The organism is Kitasatospora sp. NPDC089797 (genome assembly GCF_040684795.1).
Taxonomy (GTDB): Bacteria; Actinomycetota; Actinomycetes; order Streptomycetales; family Streptomycetaceae; genus Kitasatospora.
On the sequence record NZ_JBFBGS010000058.1, the window covers coordinates 20,494 to 36,053 of the forward strand.

A 15,560-nucleotide genomic window follows, 5' to 3' on the forward strand; every position below is an offset into this window, starting at 1 on the left:
ACCCGCTACGCCACCCGCGCCACCGGTACGACCACCGTCCCACGTTCGGGTGAATGGAGAAACGTATCTTCACCCGCCCCCTGCCCGATTGGACCACTCGTACGAGCGGATTTGACCGCCACCGACCGACGGCGGTCCCACCGCGCGCCGGGAATGCCCGATCGGGGTCCCCGGAGCCTCAGCGGGCGACCCGGGCGACCCAGGCGGCCGGGTCGTGGATCTCGTCCTTGGTCGGCAGGGTGTTCGGGGACGTCCACACCCGGTTGAACCCCGCCATGCCGACCTGCTCCACCACCGCCCGGACGAACACCGCGCCGTCCTGGTACTGCCGGAGCTTGGCGTCCATCCCGAGCAGTCGGCGCAGCATCAGGTCGAGCCGGTTCGCGCCCCGGTCGCGGCGCTGCTGGAACTTCTCCCGGATCTCCGCCACCGTCGGCACCACGGCCGGGCCGACACCGTCCATCACCACGTCCGCGTGGCCCTCCAGCAGCGACATCACCGCCGTCAGCCGACCCAGGATCTCCCGCTGCGCGGGCGACTGGACGACCTCCAGCAGGTTCCCGGCGCCCTCCCGCGCCTCCCGGGGGCCCGCCCCCGGCAGGCCGGCGCCCAGCGAGCCCGCCGCGTCCCGCAGCCGGTCCAGCAGCGCGCCCGGGTCGACGTCCGTCTCCGCCAGGAAGGACTGCACCTCGGACTGGATGTGGTCGCGCAGCCACGGCACCGCGGTGAACTGCGTCCGGTGGGTCTCCTCGTGCAGGCAGACCCAGAGCCGGAAGTCGGACGGGTCGACGTCCAGCTCCCGCTCGACGTGCACGATGTTCGGCGCCACCAGCAGCAGCCGGCCGGGCCCCGGGCCCTCCGGGCCCAGCCTCGGCTTGTCGAACAGCGCGGCCGGGCTGTCCGGCGCCTCCAGCGAGGGCTCGGCCGGGGCGAAGGTCTCGTACTGGCCCAGCACCTTGGTCGCCAGGAACGCCAGCAGCGCCCCGACCTCGATCCCGGTGGCCTTCTCCCCCACCGCCCCGAAGACACCGGCCGCCGCGCTGTTCGCCCGCCGGGCCTGGAGCTTCTCCACCAGCGGCTGGACCACCGCGCGGAAGCCCGCCACGTTCGCCCGGACCCAGCCCGGACGGTCCACCACCAGCACCGGCGTCGCGGTGGCCGCGGCCAGGCTGCTGGACCGCATCCCGGTGAACGCCCGCACGTGCTCCTCGGCCTCCAGCGCGTGCCGGCGCAGCTCGGCGACCACCGCCGCCGCCTCGGCCCGGCTCACCTCCGGCCCCGGGCGCACCAACCTGGTCGCGGTGGCGACCGCGAGATTCCAGTCGACCATGTCAGCCCCGCCGCTCGCGCTCGTCATGCCTTCACCGTACGTGCTCCCCACCACCAACGGCAGTCACCCGACGGGAACGCCCGCCCGGTCCTGCGGGCGGCCCGGCCCGGGCGGTGGCGCGGGGGTCAGCGGCAGCCGCAGGAGAGGAGGCGGGCGGCGATGCGGTCCATCGCGGCGCGGGCGGTCTCGGCGGGGGCGGCGGTACGGGTCATGACGGCGAAGGCGAGCAGCCGGCCGTCGGCGTCGACGACGGTTCCGGCCAGGGTGTTGACGCCGCTGAGGGTGCCGGTCTTGGCGCGGACCAGGCCGGCCGCGTCGGCGGCGCCGGAGCCGGCGCCGTAGCGCTTGTCGAGGGTGCCGGTGAAGCCCGCGACCGGGAGGCCGGTGAGGACCGGGCGCAGGGCCGGGTGCTGCTCGGAGGCGGCCAGCGAGAGGAGCCGGACCAGGGTCAGCGGCGGGATGGTGTTGCCGTTGTGCAGGCCGCTGCCGTCGTTGAGGGCCACACCGGCCATCGGGACGCCGAGCCTGGTCAGCTCCTGGGTCACGGCGGTCGCGGCGCCCTCGAAGCCGGCCGGCTGGTGCCCGGCGAGGGCGACCTGACGGGCCATCGCCTCGGCGAGCTGGTTGTCGGAGGTGGTCAGCAGCCGTTCGACCAGCCGGGCGACGGTCGGGGAGTCGACCCGGCCGAGGACCGGGGCGTCGGCGGCGGCCGGGGCGTCCGCGGGCCTGGCCTTGCCCTCGACGGTGACGCCCTGGGCGGCGAGCAGCCCGGCGAAGGCGTCGGCGGCCGCGCGGGCCGGGTCGGCGACCCGGTTCGGGGCCTCGTCGCGGCTCTTCGGGTCCACCTTGCCCTCGTCCACCATCAGCGGGACGACCAGCGCGATGTTCTGGTTGTCGGGGTTCGTCGGGTGCTGCGGGCTGCCGCTGTACAGCGAGAGGTCGTAGTCCAGCCTGACCGTGCCGGTGCCGGCCGCCTTGAGGGCGGCCGCGGTCTGCCGGGCGAGCTCCGCGAGCGAGGCGGGCGCGGTGTCGGCATCCGCGGGCCGGCCGCCGATCTGCACCTGGTCGGCGGGGAGCGCGGTCAGCGTCGGGTCCCCGCCGCCGACCAGGGTGACGGTGCCCGGGTCCGCGCCGCGGACCACCCGGGTGGTGAGCCGGCTGTCGGCGGGGAGCACCGACAGGGCCGCGACCGAGGTGGCCAGCTTGGTGGTGGAGGCCGGGGTGGCCGGGGTGTTCTCCCCCGAGCCGTAGAGGAGTTGACCGCCGACGGCGTCCGCGACGGCGACCGTCACGGTGCCCAGGCTCCTGTCGGCGAGGGCCTGGGCGAGCGCCTGCTGGAGGCCCTGCGCGGTGGGGACGGCGGTGTCCGGGCCGTTCTCGGCGCCGGCCAGCACCGCGCCCGTCGCGGGCACCGGCCGGGCGGCCGGGGAGCCGCCGCCACCGGGCACGGCGGAGGGCGACTCGGCCCTGCCCTGCCCCGTGCTGCGCCCGCCCGGTGTGGGGGACGGCTGCGCGTACGCACCGCCCGCTCCCAGCACCGTTCCGACGACCAGCAGCGCCGCCCCGAACAGTCCGGCCGCCGTCCCCCTGCGACGGCGCGCCGCCCCCACCCCAGCTCCCACCGACCGGCCCCTTTCCCGAGCACTCACTCCCGTAGGAGACACTTGGATTCTGTCAGTCCCTACCTTGGAGGCACCGTTGGAGTTCGACGTCCTTATCGAAATCCCGAAGGGCTCTCGTAACAAGTACGAGGTCGACCACGAGACCGGCCGTCTGCGGCTCGACCGGATGCTCTTCACCTCGACCCGCTACCCGGCCGACTACGGCTACGTCGAGGGCACGCTCGGCGAGGACGGCGACCCGCTGGACGCCCTGGTCATCCTGGACGAGCCGACCTTCCCGGGCTGCCTCATCAAGTGCCGTGCCATCGGCATGTTCCACATGACCGACGAGGCCGGCGGCGACGACAAGCTGCTGTGCGTCCCGGCGACCGACCCGCGCTGGGAGCACCTGCGCGACATCCACCACGTGTCGGAGTTCGACCGCCTGGAGATCCAGCACTTCTTCGAGGTCTACAAGGACCTGGAGCCGGGCAAGTCGGTCGAGGGCGCCAACTGGGTCGGCCGCGCCGAGGCCGAGGCCGAGGTCACCGCTTCGGTCAAGCGCCTCGCGGAGCAGGGCGGTCACTGAGCCGTCGTTCCGACCCGGGTCGGGACAGTTTCGGGGCCGGGCCGCGGATTCGTCCGCGGCCCGGCCCCTGTCATGTCCGGGGACTCAGTCCTCCAGCCGGAAGCCGACCTTGATGCACACCTGGTAGTGCTTGACCCGGCCGTCCTCCAGGTGGCCCCGGACCTGCCCGACCTCGAACCAGTCGAGGTTGCGCAGCGTCCGGGAGGCCCGTTCCACCCCGTTGCGGATCGCGGCGTCGACGCTCTCGGTCGAGGACCCGACGATCTCGGTCACCCGGTACACGTGGTCGGTCATGGCGGACTCCCTCAGCTGTGCGACGGCCCCCGGTCCACCGTGCACCGCCCGGGAGCCGCCCGCACCCCGACGGACGCTAGAACGCCGCCCGCACCTGCCCGACCGGGACGCCGCCACCGAGCAGCGGGGCCGCGCCGATCCGCTCGACGGTGTCGTCGGCACCGGTCACCCCGAGCCGGCGCAGCGCCGCCGCCAGCACCGGGCCGCGGGCCCGCTCCGAGCCGTCGTCGATCTTGAAGGCGAGCGCCCGGCCGTCCGGCAGCGCGACCACCTGGACGGCCTCGGCGCCCATCTTGGACAGCGCGCCCGGGACGGCCCGCATCAGCCAGGTGTCGGCCCGGCGGGTGCCGGCCACGTACTCGGGGTGGGCGCGCATCGCATCGGCCACCCGGCGCGGCGCGGTGCCCTCGGCTGCCAGCAGCAGGCCGCGGTAGCCGCGGGCCAGACCGGTCAGCGTGACGGCCAGCAGCGGGGCGCCGCAGCCGTCCACCCCGCTGTGCGCGGGGGTCTCGCCGGTGCCCTCCGCCAGGGCCTGGTGGGCCAGGGCCTGGATCGGGTGCGCCGGGTCCAGGTAGCCGTCGGTGTCCCAGCCGTTGGCGACGCAGGCGGCCAGCCAGCCGGCGTGCTTGCCGGAGCAGTCCATCAGGATCGGGGCGCGCCGCCCGCCGGCCGCGAGCAGCAGTTCCGCCTCGGTCTCGTCCAGCGGCAGGTCGGCCGGGGTGCGCAGGGCCGACTCGTCGAGGCCGGCGGAACCGAGGATGGCCCTTACGCCGTCGAGGTGGAACGATTCCGCAGAGTGGCTGGAGGCCGCCAGTGCCAGCAGTTCGCCCTCGATCGCCAGCCCGGCCCGCAGGGTGGCCACCGCCTGGAACGGCTTGGCCGTCGAGCGGGGGAAGACCGGCGCGTCGGGGTCGCCGAGCGCGAACTCGACCGAGCCGTCGGCGGCGAGCAGGACCAGCGAGCCGTGGTGACGGCCCTCGGTGAAGCCCGAGCGTATGACCTCGGCGAGCACGGGCGGGGTGGCGGACTGGGGCATCGGGGAGCCTTCCGGGGGCGAGGGTGGGCCGGGAGGAAGCCGGACCCCACCCACCCCCGACGACTCACCCGGTCAGAGCGGCCTCTCCGTGAGCAGGTCGTCGACCCGTGCTTCCCCATCACGGTACCTGCGGGTGATCTCGGCGTTGCAACCGTCGGCCGTCCGCAGCAGCAGCTGCCGGCGTCCCGACACCTCGCGCTCGTGGGCGCGCAGCCGCTCCAGGGCGGCCAGCAGTTCCTCGGCCGGGTGGGCGGCCAGGTCGGCGAGCTGGACGTCGCCCATCAGCGCGTCCGCCTCCAGCTGCGACTCCTGGGTGCGCGGCGGGCCGAGGGTGACGTGCCGGGCCGAGCGCCGCACCGTGGAGGGGGCGTCGGTCAGGATGGCCGGCAGCCGGTCCAGCAGGTCGCCGCCGGGCTCCTCGCCGGGCGGCCGGACCGCCCGCGCCGGGCCGCCGCCGGGGCGCCGGTCGAGTTCGGCGCGCAGGATGTCCATCCGCCCGTGCAGCAGCCGCCGCAGGTACGACAGGTCGGCCTCCTGCTCCAGGGTCTCCCGGCGCAGGATCCGCAGCTGGTCCAGGCCCAGCCGTTCCAGGTCGGGCTCGCCGTCCGGGCCGACCGGGGCCCCGGGGGCCTGTGCCACCCGCCCGGAGGGGCTCCACGTCGCGCTGCTCGCGTCCATCATCCAACCCACCTGCCGTCGTCCGATCCCGCCCGCTCGCGGCACTCCGTCCCTGCCGCCGGCCCGGCCCGTCCCCCGACGGGTCCGCGCGTCCCGTCCGTTGGCACGCCCGGGGGCCCCGAAGGGTTCCGCTCCCCGGCCGGGACCACCCGCCGGGGCGACCCCGACAGAACGCCTGACCTACCGGCTCGACCGCCCGGCCGAACCCCGACCCGGTGCGGCGGACCTCCAGGCGCGCCGGGCCTTCGTACGGTTCCCCAGCGTGCCACCCCACCAGGCGCGTGCGCACCGCCCGTGCACCCGAACGGCCCCCTGGCGAACGGGGGTGGCTGATATGACCGGGCCTTTCCGCTGGAAGAGCGGCGCCCGACCCTGCGCAGGCGCGCGCCACACGGCGCACGCCATGGTTCTGCGCGCCCCTCGCGCACGCCACCGTCCCCTCCCCCGGGCCCGGCGGGCGGCCGTGTCGACGGATTCCCCGGAGCCGCCCCGGGGCCGTCCGGTGCTCCGGCACAATGGCGGCATGCGAGCAGTGGTGCAGCGAGTGACCGAGGCCCGGGTGACCGTGGCCGGAGAGACCGTCGGCGCGATCGAGGGGCCCGGGCTGTGCGTCCTGGTCGGCGTGACCCACGAGGACACCCCGGCCAAGGCCGCCCAACTGGCCCGCAAGCTCTGGACGCTGCGGATCCTGCCGGTCAACGGCGAGGGCGTGGAGCAGAGTTGCTCCGACATCGGCGGTCCGCTGCTGGTGATCAGCCAGTTCACCCTCTACGGCGACGCCCGCAAGGGCCGGCGCCCCACCTGGACCGCCGCCGCCCCCGGCCCGGTCGCCGAGCCGCTGGTGGACGAGGTGGTGGCCCAACTGCGGGCACTCGGCGCCAAGGTGGAGACCGGCCGGTTCGGCGCCGACATGCAGGTGGCGCTGGTGAACGACGGCCCGTTCACCGTCCTGGTCGAGGTCTGAGCCCGCGGACCGCGGCCGTCACTGCGGGACGATCACGTCCTGGGTGCCCGGCACCGTCCCGGCCAGCAGCACCGCGTCCACCGGGACGTTCCGCTTGACGATCGCCAGCGCGATCGGCCCCAGCTCGTGGTGCCGGGCCGAGGAGGTCACGAAGCCCAGCGACCGCCCGTCCGGGTCGGTGGCCAGCCGCACCTCGGTGCCGTGCGGGGGCAGCGTCTCCTCGGTGCCGTCCAGGTGCAGGAAGACCAGCCGACGCGGCGGGCGGCCCAGGTTGTGCACCCGGGCGACGGTCTCCTGGCCGCGGTAGCAGCCCTTCTGCAGGTGGACGGCGGTGCGCAGCCAGTCCACCTCGTGCGGGATGGTCCGGTGGTCGGTCTCGAAGCCGAGCCGGGGCCGGTGGCCCTCGATCCGCAGCGCCTCGTACGCCCACACCCCGGCCGCCGGGCCGAACCCGGCGGTGCGCTCCGCCAGCTCCGCGCGCGGTACGAACAGGTCGCGCCCGTACGGGAGTTCACGGACGGCGGCGACGCCCTCGACCGAGCCGGTGGAGCCGGCCGGCAGGTGCACCACGGCGTACTCGGCGGTCGCGTCGGCGACCTCCACCCGGTAGAAGAACTTCATGCTCTCCAGGTAGCCCACCAGCGCCTGCTGGGTGCCGGGCTCGACGTGCGCCCAGGTGGTGGTGCCGTCGTCGACCAGGTAGAGCGCGTGCTCGACGTGCCCGTTCGGGGAGAGCACCAGCGCCTCGGTGGCGTGCTGCGGCGCCAGCCCGCTGACGTGCTGGGTGAGCAGCAGGTGCAGCCAGGCGAGGCGGTCCGCACCGGTGACGGTGAGGACCCCGCGGTGCGAGAGGTCGACGAAGCCGGTGCCCCGCGACAGGTTCCGTTGCTCGCGGAAGATGTCGCCGTAGTGGGCGGCGACGCCCTCGTCGGCCCCCTCGGCGGGGACGGCTCCGGGCAGGGCAAGCAGCGGGCTCTTCACACCGGTCATACCGGCCAGCTTACGACCGGCCGTCCGGTTGCCCGGCGGCGCAGTCGGCGCAGCGGCCGAAGATAGCGAAATGCTTGAGGTCGGTGTCGAAGCCGTGCTGCTCGCGCAGCCGGTCGATCAGCGGCTGGGCGATCTCGGTGCCGGTCTCGGTGACCTTCTCGCAGTCCCGGCAGACCAGGTGCAGGTGGTGGTGGCGGCCGGCCAGGTGGTACGTCGGGGCGCCGTGGCCGAGGTGGGCGTGCGAGACCAGGCCCAGTTCCTCCAGCAGCTCCAGGGTCCGGTAGACGGTGGAGATGTTGATGCCGCTGGCGGTCTTGCGGACGTGGCAGAGGATGTCGTCGGGGGTGGCGTGGTCGAGCACGTCCACGGCCTCCAGCACGAGCTGCCGCTGGGGCGTGAGCCGGTAGCCGCGTTCGCGCAGGTCGGCCTTCCAGTCGCCGGAGAGCTGCCAGTCGGTGGTTCCGGTGTCCGCCACGGTTCTGTCCCTGCCAAGGTCGGGGGGTCCTGAGGCAAGTGTAGGGACCGGCCGGGGGCCGGTCCCTACCTCGTGCACGGATTGTGCGGGCTCCGTCCGGTTCCGGCCGGGTTGCCGGCCGGTGCCCGGCGGGCGGTGCCTACTGGAAGAAGGCGATGCCGTCGTCCGGCAGGTCGTTGATGTCCTTGATCAGCTGGGCCGGGCTGAGCACCTTCTTCAGCTGGGCGGACATGTACGGCCGCAGCGGCACGTTCGGGGCGGCCTTCTCGCCGACCCAGAGCAGCTCGTTGTTGACGAAGCCGTACAGCCGCTTCCCGCCGGAGTACTCCGGGGAGCCCTCGATCCGGGCCACCGCGTCGGTCGAGACGTCGACCTGCGGCTTGCCGTCGGCGAGCTCGCCGTACCAGATCTCGACCGTGCCGTCGTCGCGGACGGAGGAGATCTCGATCCCGCGGGCGCCGCTGGTGCCGTCGTGGTTGCTGGTGATGCGCCAGAAGGCGTGCTCGTTCTCCAGCGGACGGACCTTCTCGCCCTCGTTGTCCAGCACCCAGGTTCGGGAGCGGAACTCCAGGAAGGGCCGGCCGTCGTGCCGGATCACGATCTCCTGGCCGAAGTTGCACTTCTCCGTGCCCGGGAAGTCATAGACGCCCGCGCCCTCCCAGGTGCCGAGGAGGAAGGCGAGCGGGACGACGTCCTTGTGGAGGTCAGAGGGGATCTCGATCATGTTCCTGGTCGCTGTCGTGGTCGGTGCGGTCTGCCTCAACCGTACGGGAGGATCAGCGCTGGCCCTGGTACAGCTTCATCACCGAGAAGATGGCGAACCAGGTGATCAGCACGGCCATCAGGGCCAGCAGACCGTCGAAGAAGATTTCCAGACCGGACACGGGGGGCTCCCAGGCGGCGACAGTGTGGTGGATTTTGCTCGCGCCCACTCTATCCGGCGGGGTCCGGGCGGTCGCGGTGAGCCCCACCACGTCGGATTTCGCGCCGGAGCCGGGGGCGCCGTCCAAGGTTTGCCCAAGGGGCCCAACGTTTACCCAAGGGATTCTGCGATGACGGCGGACGGGGGCGGCGGGACCTCTAAGGTGGCGCCATGTCGAAGAAGCTCGTCATCAAGGTCACCGCCGGCGCGGACGCGCCGGAGCGCTGTTCGCAGGCCTTCACGGTGGCGGCCGTGGCCGTCGCCAGCGGGATCGAGGTCTCGCTCTGGCTGACCGGGGAGTCCTCCTGGTTCGCCCTGCCGGGCAAGGCCGCGGAGTTCGAACTGCCGCACGCCGCGCCGCTGCCGGACCTGCTGGAGTCGATCCTGGAGTCGGGCTCGGTGACGCTGTGCACCCAGTGCGCGGCCCGGCGCGGGATCGAGCAGAAGGACACCGTCGAGGGCGTCCGGATCGCGGGCGCGCAGGTCTTCGTCAGCGAGATCATGGCGGACGGCGTCCAGGCGCTCGTCTACTGACCGCGGGGGCCGCCGGCCCCGCCCTTGCCGGGCCCGTCGTCCCCGCCGTGGTCGGGGTGGTCCCGGTCGTGGCCGGGGTCGTCCCACTTCGGGTCGTCCCAGCGCGGGTCGTTCCACCAGTCGTCGTCCGGGTCCCGCTTGTTGGCGAACACCGCGGCGGTCGGCGGGATGACCATCGCGACCACGCACAGGCCCACCGCGGCTCCCACCGAGAAGAACCGCACCACGCCCCAGGCCAGTACGAACAGGCCCAGGCACACGCCCATCATGGCGTAGTAGTAGCGCCGCCGACGCCTCGTCTGCACGTCTTCCACGGTACGACCGGGGGCCCCTGCCCGGCAGGGGCCCCGGTGTGATCGTCCGGCCCGGTCAGACCGCGATCGCGACCTCGACGGCGGTGCCCTGGGAGGCCACCACCTGGCGGTCCACGGTCTGGCCCGGGACGAGCGCGCGCAGGGTCCACTTGCCCGGGCGGGCGAAGAACCGGAACTGGCCGGTCGCCGAGGTGGGCACCTCGGCCGTGAACTCGCCGCCCTCGTCCAACAGCCGGACGTAGCCGTTGACCGGCTCTCCGTCGCGGGTCACCGAACCCTGGATGATCGTCTCGTTCGCCACGTCAACTCCTGCCAGGTCCGGGCCGCCGGCCTTCGCACCGCACATGTCTGTCTCCTTCTGACTTACGGGTCGAGCCGGGGCTCAGTTGTTGCCGAGCTCGATCGGCACGCCGACCAGGCTGCCGTACTCGGTCCAGGAACCGTCGTAGTTCTTCACGTTCTGCTGGTCGAGCAGCTCGTGCAGGACGAACCAGGTGAGCGCGGAGCGCTCGCCGATCCGGCAGTAGGCGATGGTGTCCTTCGCCAGGTCGATGCCCTCGGCCTCGTACAGCGCCTTGAGCTCCTCGTCGCTCTTGAAGGTGCCGTCGTCGTTGGCGTTCTTGGCCCACGGGATGTTGCGGGCGCTCGGCACGTGGCCCGGACGCTGCGACTGCTCCTGCGGGAGGTGGGCCGGGGCGAGCAGCTTGCCGGAGAACTCGTCGGGCGAGCGGACGTCGACCAGGTTGAGGTTGCCGATGGCGGCGAGCACGTCGTCGCGGAAGGCGCGGATCGAGGCGTCGGCGGCCTGCGCCGTGTACGCGGTGGCCGGGCGGGCCGGGACCTCGGCGACCAGGTCGCGGGAGTCCAGCTCCCACTTCTTGCGGCCGCCGTCCAGCAGGCGGACGTCGCCGTGGCCGTACAGCTTGAAGTACCAGTAGGCGTAGGAGGCGAACCAGTTGTTGTTGCCGCCGTACAGCACGACGGTGTCGTCGTTGGCGATGCCCTTGGCGCTGAGCAGCGCCTCGAAGCCGGCCTGGTCGATGAAGTCGCGGCGGACCGGGTCCTGGAGGTCCTTCTTCCAGTCGATCCGGACCGCGTTGCGGATGTGGTTCTTGTCGTACGCGGAGGTGTCCTCGTCGACCTCGACGATGACGACCTTCGGGTCGTCCAGGCGGGCCTGGACCCAGTCGGCGTCGACCAGGACGTCGCTGCGGCTCATGGTGGTTCTCCATCCGGGGGCGGTGTGCGGAAGGTGCTGCAGGTGCTGCTCAACAGGTGCTGCCGGGGTGCCCGAACGGGTGCGGTCCGAATTCCTGTCCGAATAGTGGGACGGAGGAGCGAAGCCGGGACGCCGGGCGGGGAACTTCGGAGTACGAGGGCGACCAGCGGCCCAGGGGGCCGGACGGGATCACCGGAAGGTCGGCGGCGGGCGTCAATCGCCCTGCCAGGACGCCGACTCAGCGCATTCGACACAGACAGGCGGACACGCGGCACAGGTCGACCGCCCGCCGCTTCGTGAGATCCGTCTGTCGCTTCATGCTGACGATGCTAGGGACACCGGAGGCCCGCTGTCATCAGCGTATCGAATGGCGGGATCGAAACGACCGCATCCTGGGATTTGCCGTGGCAGCGGCCCGCCGGACGGCGGGCGGGCCGCCGGCGACGGCGCACAACGGGCGGAAACGGCACCGCTCCGCGGTCCGCGCTGGACAGCGCGTCTCGCGGAGCGGAACGGGCACCTCCCGTGGATCCCCACCGGCACGGGGGCCGACGGGGGCCGAGTGGGTCAGCCCAGCAGCTTGACGTCCTTGCCCTCGAAGGACAGCTGGAGACCGTCCGGCAGCGGTGTCACGCCGTCCTTGGCGGCCAGGTTCAGCCCGGCCGGCATCGAGTCCAGCGTGAAGCTGGCCGGCTCGATCTTCCGGTTGGTGAGCCCCGCGAACATCTCGGCCAGCGAGCTCAGCTTGAGGCCGTCCACGGTGATGGTGTTGCCCTGGTTGTGCACGGTCGCCTCGCCGACCGAGACCGGCCCCAGCGCGGCCTTCACCTTGCCCGGGCCGCCGTACGACAGGCTCAGCCGGGCGTTGGCGCCGCCCGGCAGCGGGGCGCCGCCCATCAGCTGGGAGGCGGGGGGCAGCAGCTGGGCGAGGTCCTGGTAGGTGATCACTCCGCTGCCGGCGCCGCTGTCCACGGTGGCGCTGTTCAGGTTGTCGCTCACCCCGACCCCGGAGAGGGTCGCCCGGAAGGAGTGCAGCGCCACCTGCCGGCCGTCGTTCTGCACGGTCATGCCGTCCGAGGAGACCCGGACGTCGTCCAGCTTCTTCGAGAGCACCTGGGTGAGGAACGGGAAGCCCTCGATCGTGACGTCCGGCCGCTTGCTCATCCGGCCGCTCTTCACCAACTGGTCGGCCGCCTCGTCCTCGGCCACGCCGACCGCGATCCGGTCCGCGCCGACCAGCAGCCCGGAGAGCACCACCAGGGCGATCGTCGCCTTCAGCCATCCGCGCATCGTGTCCCCCGTCGTCGTCCGCTCTGGTCCGGTCGCCGTCCCGTCGGGGAACCGCCCCGGGCACGGCTCGGGCCGCACGACCGTACGACGTCCCGCCCCGGAAGGTGGTTCCGGGGCGGGACGCGGGTGTGACGTACCCGGCTCAGCCGGCCAGCAGACCGGTGCCCAGCCAGATCAGCGGCGCGGCCACCGCCAGCGGCAGCGCCACGCCCGCCGTCAGGTGCACGAAGCGGGACGGGAAGTCGTACGCCGCGACCCGGCGGCCGACCAGCGCGCCCAGCCCGGCCAGCGCACCCAGCGCCACCGGCGCGCCCACCAGGAAGCCCAGCAGCACCGCCGCGACCAGGCCCAGCACCGGGCCCAACTGCTTCGGGCCGGGCAGCGGAGCCGCCGCCAGCAGGGTGGCCAGCGCGACCGCGCCCACCCCGGCCGGCACCCAGTCGGCCAGCAGCAGCGTGGTGCACAGCGCCGTCACCACGGTGGCCGAACCCAGCACGGTCAGCGCGTAGAACCGCTCCTTCGGGTCCGAGGGGCGGAACGTCTGCAGCACCAGCACCAGCAGGAAGAACCCGCCCAGGGTGCCCACCACGGCCGCCGCACCGCTGTCCGCGTCCGCCAGCAGCACGGCCGCGTCCGCGATGAGGCCGGCCAGCGCGGCGAGCAGGATGCCCTGCCGGGCCGGCCACATGCCGTTGAGCCGGAACCAGCCGGCCGCCGTCAGCAGCTGCAGCAGCGCGACCACCAGGGCCAGCGCCACCTGGCCCAGCGCGGCACCGCCGGCCAGCAGCGCGGCCGCGGCGGCGGTGATCAGGGCGGGCTGGAGGCCCGGGTCGATGATCGGCGAGCCGGTCCGGGCGGCCGGGGCGGCGGCCTGCGGGGCCACCGGGACCGGCTGACCGGGCAGGCCGAACTGACCCGGCGGCGACTGCGGCGGGACGGCGGGGACGTCCGGGCGCTTGAGCGTCATGGTCGGCGGGTCGAAGCCGAACCCGCCCTGGGGCACTCCGGCGCCCGGCGGCATCCCGACCCCGGGCGGCCCGACCGGCGCGGCCTGGTGCGGGGCGGCCTGGTGCGGGGCGGGCTGCTGTGCCGCCGGGGCCCGGTGCCGTGCCCGGGACGGCTGCTGCGGCTGCTGCGAGTGCTGCGGGTGGGCTTGCGGGTGCGGGGCCTGCGGCGCGGGCTGCCGCACCGGCGGCAGCTGCACCGGGGGCTGCCCCGGGTGCCGCGGCGGGGCGACCGGCATCGCGCCGGAGGCCGTCACCGGCGGCAGCAGGGTGGTGGCCGCGTCGTCCATCGGCGGGACCGGCGGCAGCAGGGTGGTCGCCGCGTCGTCCATCGGCGGAACGGGCGGGAGCAGCGTGGTCGCGTCCGCGTCGTCCATCGGCGGGACCGGCGGCAGCAGCGTGGTCGCCGCCTCGTCGTCCACCGGATAGCCGTACGGGTGCTGCGGCGGCTGCTGCGGCTGCCGGTGCTGCGGGGGGTAGGGCGGCTGGGGCTGCTGCGGCCAGGTGCCGTAGCCGCCGCCGTGGTTCGGGTCGTTCATGTCCGTCACGCCGCTCAGCCTCCCGCGAACGGCGGGAGGACCTCGACCGTCCCGCCCTCGGTCAGGGCCACCGCCGCGTGGTCGCGGCCGCCCACCTGGGCGCCGTCGACCAGGTACGAGCAGTGCCCGAGCAACTGGACGAGCTTCGGCCGGTCGGCGTGCCGCTCCCGGGCCGCCGCCAGCGCCTCCGCGAGGGTCACCGCCTCGTACGGCTCCTCGGCCAGCCCGGCCTCGGACTTCGCCGCCGCCCAGTAGCGGATCGTCCCGCGCGCCCGGGCGCCGCTCGCGGGCTCGGTGGTCGCGCCCATCGGGCCACCCCTTCCGTTCGTCTCGCCCGGCCCCGGGACCCCGGTCCGGCTCGCCACCGGGCCCCGCCGGACCACCCGAACGGTGGATCCCGGCGGCGCCGCCGATGTGCGTCCCATGATGGCGTGTCCGCCGGTCCGGGCGGCAATCGCCCTGGCCGGACCGGTCCGGAACGGCGCTCGAAGCTGTGTCCAGGCTCACCCGGCGTGCGCCCGGATTGGGCGAACCGCCGGATTCGCGCACTCCCGGCCCGCGGGCGGGTCGGCTATTCTCGACCACCAAGAGGGATCCGGGCAGAGTCGCCCCCGGGTCCTTTTGTGCTTTCAGGACGCCAGTACGGACGTTCGTGCGATTCGTCGGCCCACCCCCGGCGCACCGCGCGAACCGCCCCGCCTCTCGCGGCACAAGGACGTGCCGAACCGGCGGGGTCGCCACCCGGCGCCGGGCCGCCACCCGGGACCGGACCAGACCGGAGGGTTCGCGGGATGAACAGGGCAGGAACGGCACGCCGGGGGTTGCGGGACCCCCGACGCGCCGAGCGCTCCCCCGACACCGCCCGGGCGTCCTTCCCCCTCCCCTCGGCGTCCTCCGACTGCGGCGGCAGCCGGGACGCGACCGCGACGACCCGGAAAGGGGACCACCGGGTATGAGTTCTCTCCTCCTCCTCACCAACGCACTGCAGCCGTCCGCCGAAGTGCTGCCGGCCCTCGGCCTGCTGCTGCACAACGTCCGGGTGGCCCCCGCCGAGGGATCGGCGCTGGTGGACACCCCCAGCGCGGACGTCATCCTGGTCGACGGGCGGCGCGACCTGCCGCAGATCCGCAGCCTGTGCCAGCTGCTGCGCTCCACCGGCATCGGCTGCCCGCTGGTCCTCGTGGTCACCGAGGGCGGGCTGGCCGCGGTGACCGCCGAGTGGGGCATCGACGACGTCCTGCTGGACACCGCCGGCCCGGCCGAGGTCGAGGCCCGGCTGCGGCTCGCGCTCGGCCGGCTCCAGGTGGCCACCGACGACAGCCCGATGGAGATCCGCACCGGCGACCTCTCGGTCGACGAGGCCACCTACTCCGCCAAGCTCAAGGGCCGGGCGCTCGACCTCACCTTCAAGGAGTTCGAGCTGATCAAGTACCTCGCCCAGCACCCCGGCCGGGTCTTCACCCGCGCCCAGCTGCTGCAGGAGGTCTGGGGCTACGACTACTTCGGCGGCACCCGGACGGTGGACGTGCACGTCCGACGGCTGCGCGCCAAGCTCGGCGTCGAGCACGAGCAGCTGATCGGCACCGTGCGCAACGTCGGCTACCGCTTCGTCGTCCCGGAGAAGTCCGAGAAGAACGAGCGTCCGGACCTCGCCCAGCGCCCCGCGGCGCCGCTGGAGGCCTGACGCCGCACCGGGCGGAGCCGGGCGGGCCGTCCCCCGCCCGGCTCGTCCGGATTGCTCCCGGTGCGCGCCCGGAACCGGCCCCGGAGCGGCCCCAGGT

Annotated in this window: 19 protein-coding genes; 4 read left to right on the plus strand and 15 right to left on the minus strand. The window is 74.0% G+C overall.

The genetic code is table 11. The features are described from left to right. Positions 1 to 178: 178 nt before the first annotated feature. Together AB0O91_RS34350 and dacB are read right to left on the minus strand one after the other, a co-directional pair. Positions 179 to 1,357, minus strand: coding sequence for a zinc-dependent metalloprotease (locus AB0O91_RS34350; protein WP_363441655.1), 1,179 nt, complete (start codon positions 1,355 to 1,357; stop codon positions 179 to 181). 98 nt (positions 1,358 to 1,455) lie between these two features. Then, positions 1,456 to 2,952, minus strand: a complete 1,497-nt coding sequence (gene dacB, locus AB0O91_RS34355) for a D-alanyl-D-alanine carboxypeptidase/D-alanyl-D-alanine-endopeptidase (RefSeq protein WP_363441657.1) — start codon at positions 2,950 to 2,952, stop codon at positions 1,456 to 1,458. 76 nt (positions 2,953 to 3,028) lie between these two features. Here dacB and AB0O91_RS34360 point away from each other — a divergent pair, with 76 nt between their 5' ends. After that, on the plus strand, positions 3,029 to 3,520 hold the full coding sequence (locus AB0O91_RS34360) for an inorganic diphosphatase (protein ID WP_363441659.1): 492 nt from the start codon (positions 3,029 to 3,031) through the stop codon (positions 3,518 to 3,520). Between the two features lie 84 nt (positions 3,521 to 3,604). On the opposite strand, the gene AB0O91_RS34365 is transcribed toward AB0O91_RS34360, so the two are convergent. From AB0O91_RS34365 to AB0O91_RS34375, 3 genes are all read right to left on the minus strand, one after another. Next, positions 3,605 to 3,814, minus strand: coding sequence for a dodecin (locus AB0O91_RS34365; RefSeq protein ID WP_363441661.1), 210 nt, complete (start codon positions 3,812 to 3,814; stop codon positions 3,605 to 3,607). 76 nt (positions 3,815 to 3,890) lie between these two features. Then, positions 3,891 to 4,850, minus strand: coding sequence for an asparaginase (locus tag AB0O91_RS34370; protein ID WP_363441662.1), 960 nt, complete (start codon positions 4,848 to 4,850; stop codon positions 3,891 to 3,893). 72 nt (positions 4,851 to 4,922) lie between these two features. Then, positions 4,923 to 5,531: an ABC transporter substrate-binding protein gene (locus AB0O91_RS34375; RefSeq protein ID WP_363441664.1), complete on the minus strand. Its 609-nt coding sequence runs from the start codon at positions 5,529 to 5,531 to the stop codon at positions 4,923 to 4,925. 520 nt (positions 5,532 to 6,051) lie between these two features. Here AB0O91_RS34375 and dtd point away from each other — a divergent pair. Next, entirely contained in the window at positions 6,052 to 6,492 is a 441-nt protein-coding gene (gene dtd, locus AB0O91_RS34380; RefSeq protein ID WP_350509234.1) for a D-aminoacyl-tRNA deacylase, read from the plus strand. A gap of 18 nt (positions 6,493 to 6,510) precedes the next feature. Here the strand turns inward: dtd and AB0O91_RS34385 are convergent, their stop codons facing one another. The 3 genes from AB0O91_RS34385 to AB0O91_RS34395 form a co-directional block, all read right to left on the minus strand. Then, the gene (locus AB0O91_RS34385) at positions 6,511 to 7,482 is read right to left on the minus strand and encodes a folate-binding protein (RefSeq protein ID WP_363441666.1); all 972 of its coding nucleotides are present in this window, start codon (positions 7,480 to 7,482) and stop codon (positions 6,511 to 6,513) included. Positions 7,483 to 7,492: 10 nt separating this feature from the next. Then, entirely contained in the window at positions 7,493 to 7,957 is a 465-nt protein-coding gene (locus AB0O91_RS34390) for a Fur family transcriptional regulator (RefSeq protein ID WP_363441668.1), read from the minus strand. 139 nt (positions 7,958 to 8,096) lie between these two features. Continuing rightward, a complete protein-coding gene (locus AB0O91_RS34395) occupies positions 8,097 to 8,681 on the minus strand; it encodes an FABP family protein (protein ID WP_363441670.1) in 585 nt (194 codons plus the stop codon). A gap of 369 nt (positions 8,682 to 9,050) precedes the next feature. Here AB0O91_RS34395 and AB0O91_RS34400 point away from each other — a divergent pair, with 369 nt between their 5' ends. Continuing rightward, on the plus strand, positions 9,051 to 9,413 hold the full coding sequence (locus tag AB0O91_RS34400) for a DsrE family protein (protein ID WP_363441672.1): 363 nt from the start codon (positions 9,051 to 9,053) through the stop codon (positions 9,411 to 9,413). On the opposite strand, the gene AB0O91_RS34405 is transcribed toward AB0O91_RS34400, so the two are convergent. The 7 genes from AB0O91_RS34405 to AB0O91_RS34435 all read right to left on the minus strand — a co-directional run bounded on the left by AB0O91_RS34405 (position 9,407) and on the right by AB0O91_RS34435 (position 14,087). Further along, entirely contained in the window at positions 9,407 to 9,718 is a 312-nt protein-coding gene (locus AB0O91_RS34405; RefSeq protein WP_363441673.1) for a DUF3099 domain-containing protein, read from the minus strand. The genes AB0O91_RS34400 and AB0O91_RS34405 overlap by 7 nt on opposite strands. Before the next feature lie 64 nt (positions 9,719 to 9,782). Then, positions 9,783 to 10,073: a DUF1416 domain-containing protein gene (locus AB0O91_RS34410; RefSeq protein WP_030059605.1), complete on the minus strand. Its 291-nt coding sequence runs from the start codon at positions 10,071 to 10,073 to the stop codon at positions 9,783 to 9,785. A 36-nt stretch (positions 10,074 to 10,109) separates the two neighbouring features. After that, positions 10,110 to 10,946 (minus strand): sulfurtransferase, encoded by an 837-nt coding sequence (locus tag AB0O91_RS34415; protein WP_363441675.1) that lies wholly within the window; start codon positions 10,944 to 10,946, stop codon positions 10,110 to 10,112. Between the two features lie 238 nt (positions 10,947 to 11,184). Continuing rightward, positions 11,185 to 11,265, minus strand: a complete 81-nt coding sequence (locus AB0O91_RS34420) for an Ms5788A family Cys-rich leader peptide (RefSeq protein ID WP_353652343.1) — start codon at positions 11,263 to 11,265, stop codon at positions 11,185 to 11,187. Positions 11,266 to 11,513: 248 nt separating this feature from the next. Beyond that, positions 11,514 to 12,236 carry a DUF2993 domain-containing protein gene (locus tag AB0O91_RS34425; protein WP_363441677.1) on the minus strand — a complete coding sequence of 241 codons (723 nt, stop codon included), beginning with the start codon at positions 12,234 to 12,236 and terminating at the stop codon, positions 11,514 to 11,516. 142 nt (positions 12,237 to 12,378) lie between these two features. Beyond that, a complete protein-coding gene (locus tag AB0O91_RS34430) occupies positions 12,379 to 13,788 on the minus strand; it encodes a hypothetical protein (RefSeq protein ID WP_363441679.1) in 1,410 nt (469 codons plus the stop codon). A gap of 5 nt (positions 13,789 to 13,793) precedes the next feature. After that, a complete protein-coding gene (locus AB0O91_RS34435; protein ID WP_363441681.1) occupies positions 13,794 to 14,087 on the minus strand; it encodes a MoaD/ThiS family protein in 294 nt (97 codons plus the stop codon). Between the two features lie 644 nt (positions 14,088 to 14,731). Between AB0O91_RS34435 and AB0O91_RS34440 the strand changes: the two genes are divergently transcribed. Further along, a complete protein-coding gene (locus AB0O91_RS34440; protein ID WP_363441683.1) occupies positions 14,732 to 15,463 on the plus strand; it encodes a response regulator transcription factor in 732 nt (243 codons plus the stop codon). Positions 15,464 to 15,560: the final 97 nt, after the last annotated feature.

What these genes read in the sequence shown, in the direction of transcription:
- AB0O91_RS34400 (WP_363441672.1), top strand. Translation starts at nt 9,051, where the DNA reads ATGTCGAAGAAGCTCGTCATCAAGGTCACCGCCGGCGCGGACGCGCCG.
- AB0O91_RS34370 (WP_363441662.1), bottom strand. Translation starts at nt 4,850, where the DNA reads ATGCCCCAGTCCGCCACCCCGCCCGTGCTCGCCGAGGTCATACGCTCG.
- AB0O91_RS34425 (WP_363441677.1), bottom strand. Translation starts at nt 12,236, where the DNA reads ATGCGCGGATGGCTGAAGGCGACGATCGCCCTGGTGGTGCTCTCCGGG.
- AB0O91_RS34420 (WP_353652343.1), bottom strand. Translation starts at nt 11,265, where the DNA reads ATGAAGCGACAGACGGATCTCACGAAGCGGCGGGCGGTCGACCTGTGC.
- AB0O91_RS34415 (WP_363441675.1), bottom strand. Translation starts at nt 10,946, where the DNA reads ATGAGCCGCAGCGACGTCCTGGTCGACGCCGACTGGGTCCAGGCCCGC.
- AB0O91_RS34365 (WP_363441661.1), bottom strand. Translation starts at nt 3,814, where the DNA reads ATGACCGACCACGTGTACCGGGTGACCGAGATCGTCGGGTCCTCGACC.
- AB0O91_RS34350 (WP_363441655.1), bottom strand. Translation starts at nt 1,357, where the DNA reads ATGACGAGCGCGAGCGGCGGGGCTGACATGGTCGACTGGAATCTCGCG.
- AB0O91_RS34375 (WP_363441664.1), bottom strand. Translation starts at nt 5,531, where the DNA reads ATGATGGACGCGAGCAGCGCGACGTGGAGCCCCTCCGGGCGGGTGGCA.
- AB0O91_RS34435 (WP_363441681.1), bottom strand. Translation starts at nt 14,087, where the DNA reads ATGGGCGCGACCACCGAGCCCGCGAGCGGCGCCCGGGCGCGCGGGACG.
- AB0O91_RS34385 (WP_363441666.1), bottom strand. Translation starts at nt 7,482, where the DNA reads ATGACCGGTGTGAAGAGCCCGCTGCTTGCCCTGCCCGGAGCCGTCCCC.
- AB0O91_RS34395 (WP_363441670.1), bottom strand. Translation starts at nt 8,681, where the DNA reads ATGATCGAGATCCCCTCTGACCTCCACAAGGACGTCGTCCCGCTCGCC.
- AB0O91_RS34440 (WP_363441683.1), top strand. Translation starts at nt 14,732, where the DNA reads ATGAGTTCTCTCCTCCTCCTCACCAACGCACTGCAGCCGTCCGCCGAA.
- AB0O91_RS34410 (WP_030059605.1), bottom strand. Translation starts at nt 10,073, where the DNA reads ATGTGCGGTGCGAAGGCCGGCGGCCCGGACCTGGCAGGAGTTGACGTG.
- dtd (WP_350509234.1), top strand. Translation starts at nt 6,052, where the DNA reads ATGCGAGCAGTGGTGCAGCGAGTGACCGAGGCCCGGGTGACCGTGGCC.